A 7292-nucleotide genomic window follows, 5' to 3' on the forward strand; every position below is an offset into this window, starting at 1 on the left:
CTGATTTGATCAACAACGCCCTTGAGCTTTTCTTCCAACGCTTGGATACACAGCTTGATGGCGATAGGCGTATTAGAAGCAAATGGATTTAGCGCATAAACCGTGTTAGTCGGTAGTTGGAAGCTTGGCATTATGTCGACAACATCATTGGATAACTGAGAGAGGTAGAAATCTGGAATCACACCGATACCAACACCTGATTTAATCAGTGCAAGGCAACTGTGGAACGAATTGGTGACGCAACTAGCTTGCTGTTGGTAGACAAAGTCCTGCTCAGTTTGAGAACTAAAATGATGAGTCACCTGCTTTCCCTGCCAAGAGTTTGCAATGTAAGGAATCGATTCAAGCTCACGTTCACGCATGCTTTCAACGCCACATAACACATCTTTAAACTCACCTAAACGCTTTTGCTTTAAGTTACTGTCACGAGAACTGCCCACTCGTACCGCGAGATCAATATCGTGCTCCATGAAGTCTAAATGCTGATCGTCGCTTATCAGTTCTGGCTTTAACTTCGGATATTGTTTCATCAGATCGGCAATAACAGGCGCTACCAATAAATCCATCAAGGCATTCGGAGCTGTGATACGAATCCGGCCTTGTGGCTCTTCTAGCTCGGCTTTTGCCATATCCCAAGCCGATTCAGCGATCACATTGATGTCTTTGCAACTCAAATAAAAGCGCTCACCCATGCTTGTCAAAGTTTGTCTTCGTGTTGTGCGTTTAAGGAGAGAGGCGCCTAACTCTTGTTCTAGAATTTTGAGATGTTGACTGACGACAGATTTAGACAACTCTAACTTTTCAGCCGCAGCCGAGACTGAACCCTGATCTACGATATGAGCGAAAATCGACATCTGCTTTAGCTTACTCATTTTATTGTTCTCTTTTTACAAACAGTATTTTCCATTATCTCTGTTTTTAAAATCAATTTCCAAGACTAAACTCAATTCAACTTATCGAAATACCAAATAAAAAAGACAGTGCTCGAAACAAGACTGTTATGGAGAAAGACAATGTTAGACAACCAAATTTTAGAAGCATGTAAGCAAGGCATTAACGCGTGGCAAAAGGCTTTCAACAACCAAGATGCGAAAGGTTGTGCCGATCAATATACTAAAAGCTGTGTAATGGAAGCGCGTCCATTTGGTACTTTTGAAGGTCATGAAGCGATTCAAGCATTTTGGCAAAACATCATCGACCAAGGTTTCAAAGACGTTGATTACACCGATGTAAAATGGGAAGAGCACCCAGACGGCGGTTACATTCTTACCGCGAGTTGGACAATGAACAAAGCGTTTGGCGTTGTACATCATGAACACTGGGCACTTGAAGCCGATGGCTGCGCTCGCTTAGTCAGCGACAACTTCGAAGTTCAAGGCGAACGCTAGAGCTGTAATTAACAGCTAGAAGCTCAAAAATAGAAACAGAAAACAAAAAGCCAGCAATCCAAATGGACTGCTGGCTTTATAATGTTCACTCTTGTCGCCCTTTCACTTGGTTTGAAGGTGATTGAGTGACTCTACACAATCACTCAACACGCTCATCATTTCAAATCAAAGTGTCTGGTAAGACAGAACAAATACAAGTCAAAGTTACAGTGCTGCTTTCTTCGCTTCTGCAATCCAACCATCGAACGTGCTTTGGTTCGCTTTGATCCAACCGTTTACGTGCGCTTCGATATCCGCAGAGCTGTTCTTACCTTTACTCATCATCATGTTCTGAGCGCTTACATCATTGATGTTAAGTTTGATGATTTCAAAAAGCTTCGCTGCTGATGGGTTGTTCTTAGCAAACTCTTTATTCGCAATAATGCGCATTGAGTTCATTTCGAAGCCGTAGTTTTTGCCGTTAGATAGCGTCGTATCAACGTTCGAACGCTCGCCAGGAAGTGCTGAGAAAGGTACTTCTAACCAAACCACATCTTCGTTAGGCACCAGTACGCCACTTACCCAGTAAGGTGTCCATGTGTAGTAAAGGATTGATTCACCCTTTTGGTAACGAGAAATCGTGTCTGCGATGATTGCAGCGTAGTTACCTTGGTTGTGAGTCACCGTATCGTCCAGTTTGAACGCTGAAAGTTGATGTTCAATCACCATCTCACAACCCCAACCTGGGTTACAGCCTGTTAGGTCTGCTTTGCCATCACCGTCCGCATCAAACAGCTTCGCGATTTTTGGATCAGTTAATTGACCAATGTTGGTGATGTTGTACTTTTCAGCCGTTTTCTTATCAATTAGGTAACCTTGAGCAGCGCCGCTTACATATTGGCCTTCACGGTAGAATTTCTCATCACCACCTGCCATTGTGTATTTATCAGCATGAAGCGGGAACCAACCTACCGTTAGGAACGTTGCGTCACCCTTTGCAATCGAGGTGTAGCCTACGTTGTAGTCCACTTCTTGAGTTGATTTCACGTCATAACCCAGTTCTTCTAGAGCACGGTTAACGATCAATGTTTGGAATGTCTCTTCCGCTACAGACGATTGAACAGGCTGAACTGATACGCCATCACCCGGTAGGCTTGCTGCCCACACGTTAGTCGATACCGCTAATGTAGAAACGATGCTTACTGCGAGTTTACTCTTCCATGAATTATTCATTGGTGTTTTTCCTTAATTGAAGTTCTGATTTGTTACCGCGATTAAGTACATTCAGTACAAGGGAAACAGGTCCCATGCGATACCAGCGTAATTTTGTATTACCAGCATTGACACCCAGTACTTGGGTGATTCTGTCTAATAAGATGGCTAAGATAACGATGCCTAAACCACCAACAGCGGCCAGTCCCATATCTAAACGGCCAATACCTCTCAGTACCATTTGACCTAAACCACCTACCGCAATCATTGATGCGATAACCACCATCGATAACGACAACATCAGTGTTTGGTTCACGCCCGCCATGATAGTTGGTAATGCAAGTGGCAGTTGAATTCGGTAAAGCATCTGCTTTTTGCTTGCACCGAATGAGTGACCCGCTTCGATCAATTCTTCCGGAACTTGCTGAATACCCAAAATGGTCAAACGAACAACAGGAGGAAGTGCGAATATGATGGTCACCACGACACCCGGAACGTTACCGATACCAAACAACATGACGATCGGTACTAAATAAACGAAGGCTGGTGTGGTTTGCATAGCATCCAAAATTGGGCGCACGAATTTAGCCGCCGTGTTACTTCGAGCGAGCCATATCCCCATGGGTAAGCCAATCAATAGGCAGAAGAATACGGATGTCATGACCAGTGACAATGTGGTCATTGCTTCAGACCAAGCGCCAATCAAGCCAATGAAAGTCAAAGATACGGCCGTTGCAACGCCAATTTACATTAGAGTAATTAATAGGCTGAATGAACCAACAAAAGCCATAATTAGTTCGTGCACAAACAATTCGAATACGAACTATTTATTAAGCTTTCATGATGTTTCCGAGGCGAAAGTTCGCTCGATAAAAAATATAAGATCAACTCTCAATCTCTACCTAAAAACCAAAGGTCAACCGGCTAAAGTCAGCGAGTTGAAATCAACCTTTTCAACCAAGAATTTTAATACGTCACACCAACTGTGATACTTGCTGCAAACTGCCAATTGGTGATTATCTAAGCTGAACTTCAACTTGTAGAGTGCTCATTGCTGAGCCATTCTTTATAAAAGAAATAAGCATTTTCCCGTGACGAAATAGAGAAAAAGACAAGGAATTCGAATGATAAAAATGTTGGTGTGTGACTTTGACGGTACGCTTGATGGAGGCTCATCTCACGGTGTTAACCAGCTATTTGATTACCTCACAGAACAACCTGATATTCGCTTTATCATCGCAACAGGAAGAACGTTACCCTCTATTCAAGACGGCTTAGCATCAAACAACTACCCGGAACCACACAGTATTATCAGCGATGTTGGCACCAGGATTCATCATAACCATTCTCAAAAGCCCTACCATATATGGCACCAACAACTCGAGGCTTCATGGAATAAGTCAAAAGTAGAGTCCGCACTCGCACCACTCGACTTTATGGGCGAGCGTATAGAGAATCATCAAGGTGATTACAAGATGACGTTTGAAGGTAAGCTGTCTGAGCCACAACATGCATTGATCGAATCTCACTTACAGTCACACGGCTTAGATGTCCACCTAACGTATTCACACGACTGGTATCTAGACATCACACCAAAGGGAGTCAACAAAGCAACCGCTATCCACCATCTTTTGAAGCAACACGACTTGAGCATTGACCAGGTTTGCGTTGCCGGTGATTCAGCTAACGACACCTCAATGTTGACAATAGAAGGCGTTAACTCGATTTTGGTGGCAAACCATTACCCAGAGGTTGCTCACCTATCGGATAGAGACAACGTATACACGAGTAGAGCAACACATGCTGAGGGTGTCTTAGAAGGCCTTAAATACTGGCAAGGGCGTGCGTCGAGTATCCGATAAACGCCAGTTCGCCATTAACAACAGATTAGAATCAAACAGGCTTCTAGCCCTACTTCCAGCCTGGGAGCCAATTTTGATTATCAGTAAGCTCTCGCCAATTGATGTTTTCTTCTCGTTTAGTCATTACTGCCTCTATCATGCAGCGCACTACTTCCCCTTCATCAAATTCAACTTCTGTGACCATAAAGTGCTTTTCTTTCTTCAAAGGGCTAACGGCCGTCCATTTACTGCGAAGTAGTTTCTTTGGATTGATTCGATTCATTGGTTCTGTCCTGTCTTAGTTTTTTAATACTTTATCTATAATCCTCAAAGAGTTAAAAAGATCACTTCAAGTTTAAAAAGCCCACGATTCAAACCCAGGTAAGTCATAACTAAAATCAATAAAACAAATCGTAAACTCGATACAATAGTTGTCACCAGAACAGAAACCTACTTCCCATGAGCCAAACAGAATTCCAACAAAAAATAGCGAGTTTCACCTCGATTGAACAAGCGCTTGATTACTTCGAAATTGGGTTTGATAGCAGGTTCATCGACCAAAATAGAGTCGAGCTTATGAAACGCTTTAATGGTTATCTGATCCTGTCAAAACCCGATGATTGGTTCTCAGGAAGAAGAGCGCTGAAAAACGCTTATTGTAAGGTGCAACGTAGCAAGTTAGATCGCCACACACGTTCTGCCTGTCGCGGGTGTACGACTTGCCAGCGCCGATAGATTGGAAGTAATTGTTCAAAATAGACAACTAAAAAGTAGATAGTTGAAATAACATCTCATTACGATTTAGTTAGTGGTTTGCTCGAAAAAAAGTGTGCTAGTCTTACGGCAACTCAACTACGAGATAAAAACTACAATGAAAATTTTCAGCAATTTCGAAAGCGGCAACATTCACGTCGTTTCAGCAGATTCACCACAAAACATTCAACTGACTATCCCAGCAGACAACCAGACTGAAATCTCTCAGTGGTTTCACTTCCGTTTAGAAAGTGAAGCTCAACAATCTCACCACTTTGAAATCGGTCAATTGGCAACATCTGCCTACCCTGAAGGCTGGAAAGATTACGATGTAGTTGCATCGTATGACCGTGAAGAGTGGTTCCGTATCCCATCTCAGTTCGATGGCGATACATTAAGCTTCGATATCATCCCTGAACACGATTCAATGTACTTCGCGTACTTCGCGCCGTACTCATACGATCGTCACCAAGATCTTCTGCACAATGCTCAAACGCACCCTGCTTGTAAGCTTGAAACTCTAGGTCAGACGCTAGACAACAACGACATCACTTTGCTAACCATCGGCGAGCCAAGTGAAGAGAAGAAAAACATCTGGGTTATTGGTCGCCAACACCCTGGCGAGACGATGGCTGAATGGCTGATCGAAGGCCTGCTACAACGCCTACTTGATGAAACAGATACGGTTGGTCGCTCTCTTCTAGACAGCGTTGTGTTCAGAGTTGTACCAAACATGAATCCAGATGGCAGCATCCGCGGTCACCTGCGTACTAACGCGATTGGCGTAAACCTGAACCGCGAATGGCAATCACCTTCTATGGAACGCAGCCCAGAGGTATTCCTTGTTCGCGAGCGTATGCTGGAAACGGGCGTTGACCTGTGTCTAGATATTCACGGCGACGAAGCGATTCCATATAACTTTGTAGCAGGTAGCGAAGGCACACCTTCTTACAACGAGCGCATCGCGAAGCTAGAGAGCCACTTCAAGCAAGCACTGCTCACTATCACGCCAGAGTTCCAAGATGAATTTGGTTACGATAAAGACGAACCAGGCAAAGCAAACATGACAGTTGGCACAAACTGGATTGGTGAGCAATTCAAGTGTTTGGCTTACACCGTCGAGATGCCATTTAAAGATCACATCAGTCACGCTGACGAACTTTACGGCTGGTCTCCAGAACGAAGTGTCGCGTTTGGTCACGATATGCTAGCCGCAGTTTGGGCTACAGTAGACGAGCTATAAGGCGAACTAAGCTCATTAGCTTTACCTGTATCGCCTTTGGTTTATAAGAATCTGGGCTATAGATAGAACAAAGCCCAGCACTTGTGAAAGTGCTGGGCTTTTTAATATCGGCTTGGATGAGTGAATCTAACTTTAAAAGCTTTCTATGCCACTCTGAGGCTAGCAAAAAACACTGGGTATCTTTGCCTAATGTGGCGTTGTTCAGACACCATATCTTTGAAGCTCGGACCTTGTGATAACTGAACGATCACTTCGTCACCTTCTTGTCGCAATACAGCACCGCTAATATCGATACTGTTGTTGTCATGCAACCTCAAGGTGCCGGCCATTGAAAAGCCACGATAAACCGGAATGATGTTACGCATCATCAGGCGTACACCCTTTTCAGAAACTTCGCTGACATGAAAAAGCTCATCCTTAATTCGCATCACCGGACGAGCCTTTTGAGGGTACTTTAAGCGGTAATATTTGCGTTTCTGGGTGAATGAATCTTCACGCATTGGTGACTCCCTGTCTCTGTTATTTCGGTCAAGCAATAGGCTGTAGCTTCAATTGGTCTCAAATAAACACATTCACCAAATTGATAGCTAATAATTATATCGACTTCCCGAGCTAATGCTTTAGAGATTTATACAGAGAAACACTGATTGCTTAGCATTCAGTAAAAAATGAGAACTGAATCGGAAATGAAAACTAAGATGGAAACGAGAACTAAGCCGGAAATGAACTGAACCAATAGCTAAAAACCCAATTCTTCGCATCGCACCCTAAAGCTGAAACAATGCCAACTGAATGCTGAAGCCCACGAATAGAATCCCACACACAATGTTCATCATTTGCGAGGTGCGCTTTTGAACTAACAAATAAGGATTAAGG

The 7292-nt window shown here is 43.6% G+C and carries 8 protein-coding genes and 1 pseudogene; 4 read left to right on the forward strand and 5 right to left on the reverse strand.

The window, feature by feature from the left end; all coding sequences use genetic code 11:
- On the reverse strand, positions 1–872 hold an 872-nt coding region (locus AB4585_RS15550), incomplete at its 3' end, for a LysR family transcriptional regulator (protein WP_372170197.1).
- 141 nt (positions 873–1013) lie between these two features.
- Here AB4585_RS15550 and AB4585_RS15555 point away from each other — a divergent pair.
- Entirely contained in the window at positions 1014–1388 is a 375-nt protein-coding gene (locus AB4585_RS15555; RefSeq protein WP_017060338.1) for a nuclear transport factor 2 family protein, read from the forward strand.
- 204 nt (positions 1389–1592) lie between these two features.
- On the opposite strand, the gene proX is transcribed toward AB4585_RS15555, so the two are convergent.
- A complete protein-coding gene (gene proX, locus AB4585_RS15560; protein WP_372170200.1) occupies positions 1593–2600 on the reverse strand; it encodes a glycine betaine/L-proline ABC transporter substrate-binding protein ProX in 1008 nt (335 codons plus the stop codon).
- Positions 2593–3324: pseudogene (locus AB4585_RS15565) on the reverse strand (ABC transporter permease subunit); the annotation flags it as partial. The gene proX and the pseudogene AB4585_RS15565, both read right to left, overlap by 8 nt.
- Positions 3325–3703: 379 nt before the next feature.
- On the opposite strand from AB4585_RS15565, the gene AB4585_RS15570 reads away from it, so the two are divergent.
- Positions 3704–4441, forward strand: a complete 738-nt coding sequence (locus AB4585_RS15570; RefSeq protein WP_372155252.1) for an HAD-IIB family hydrolase — start codon at positions 3704–3706, stop codon at positions 4439–4441.
- Positions 4442–4490: 49 nt separating this feature from the next.
- Here AB4585_RS15570 and AB4585_RS15575 read toward each other — a convergent pair whose 3' ends face one another.
- Positions 4491–4703 carry a TIGR02450 family Trp-rich protein gene (locus tag AB4585_RS15575; RefSeq protein ID WP_017065368.1) on the reverse strand — a complete coding sequence of 71 codons (213 nt, stop codon included), beginning with the start codon at positions 4701–4703 and terminating at the stop codon, positions 4491–4493.
- Positions 4704–4879: 176 nt separating this feature from the next.
- Here AB4585_RS15575 and AB4585_RS15580 point away from each other — a divergent pair, with 176 nt between their 5' ends.
- Together AB4585_RS15580 and AB4585_RS15585 are read left to right on the forward strand one after the other, a co-directional pair.
- Positions 4880–5155, forward strand: coding sequence for a nitrogenase-stabilizing/protective protein NifW (locus AB4585_RS15580; protein WP_372155254.1), 276 nt, complete (start codon positions 4880–4882; stop codon positions 5153–5155).
- Positions 5156–5291: 136 nt separating this feature from the next.
- Positions 5292–6416, forward strand: coding sequence for a M14-type cytosolic carboxypeptidase (locus AB4585_RS15585; RefSeq protein ID WP_372155256.1), 1125 nt, complete (start codon positions 5292–5294; stop codon positions 6414–6416).
- Between the two features lie 143 nt (positions 6417–6559).
- Here the strand turns inward: AB4585_RS15585 and AB4585_RS15590 are convergent, their stop codons facing one another.
- Positions 6560–6916, reverse strand: a complete 357-nt coding sequence (locus tag AB4585_RS15590; protein ID WP_017060329.1) for a hypothetical protein — start codon at positions 6914–6916, stop codon at positions 6560–6562.
- Positions 6917–7292: the final 376 nt, after the last annotated feature.

The organism is Vibrio sp. 10N.222.49.C9 (genome assembly GCF_041474985.1).
Taxonomy (GTDB): domain Bacteria; phylum Pseudomonadota; class Gammaproteobacteria; order Enterobacterales; family Vibrionaceae; genus Vibrio; species Vibrio crassostreae_C.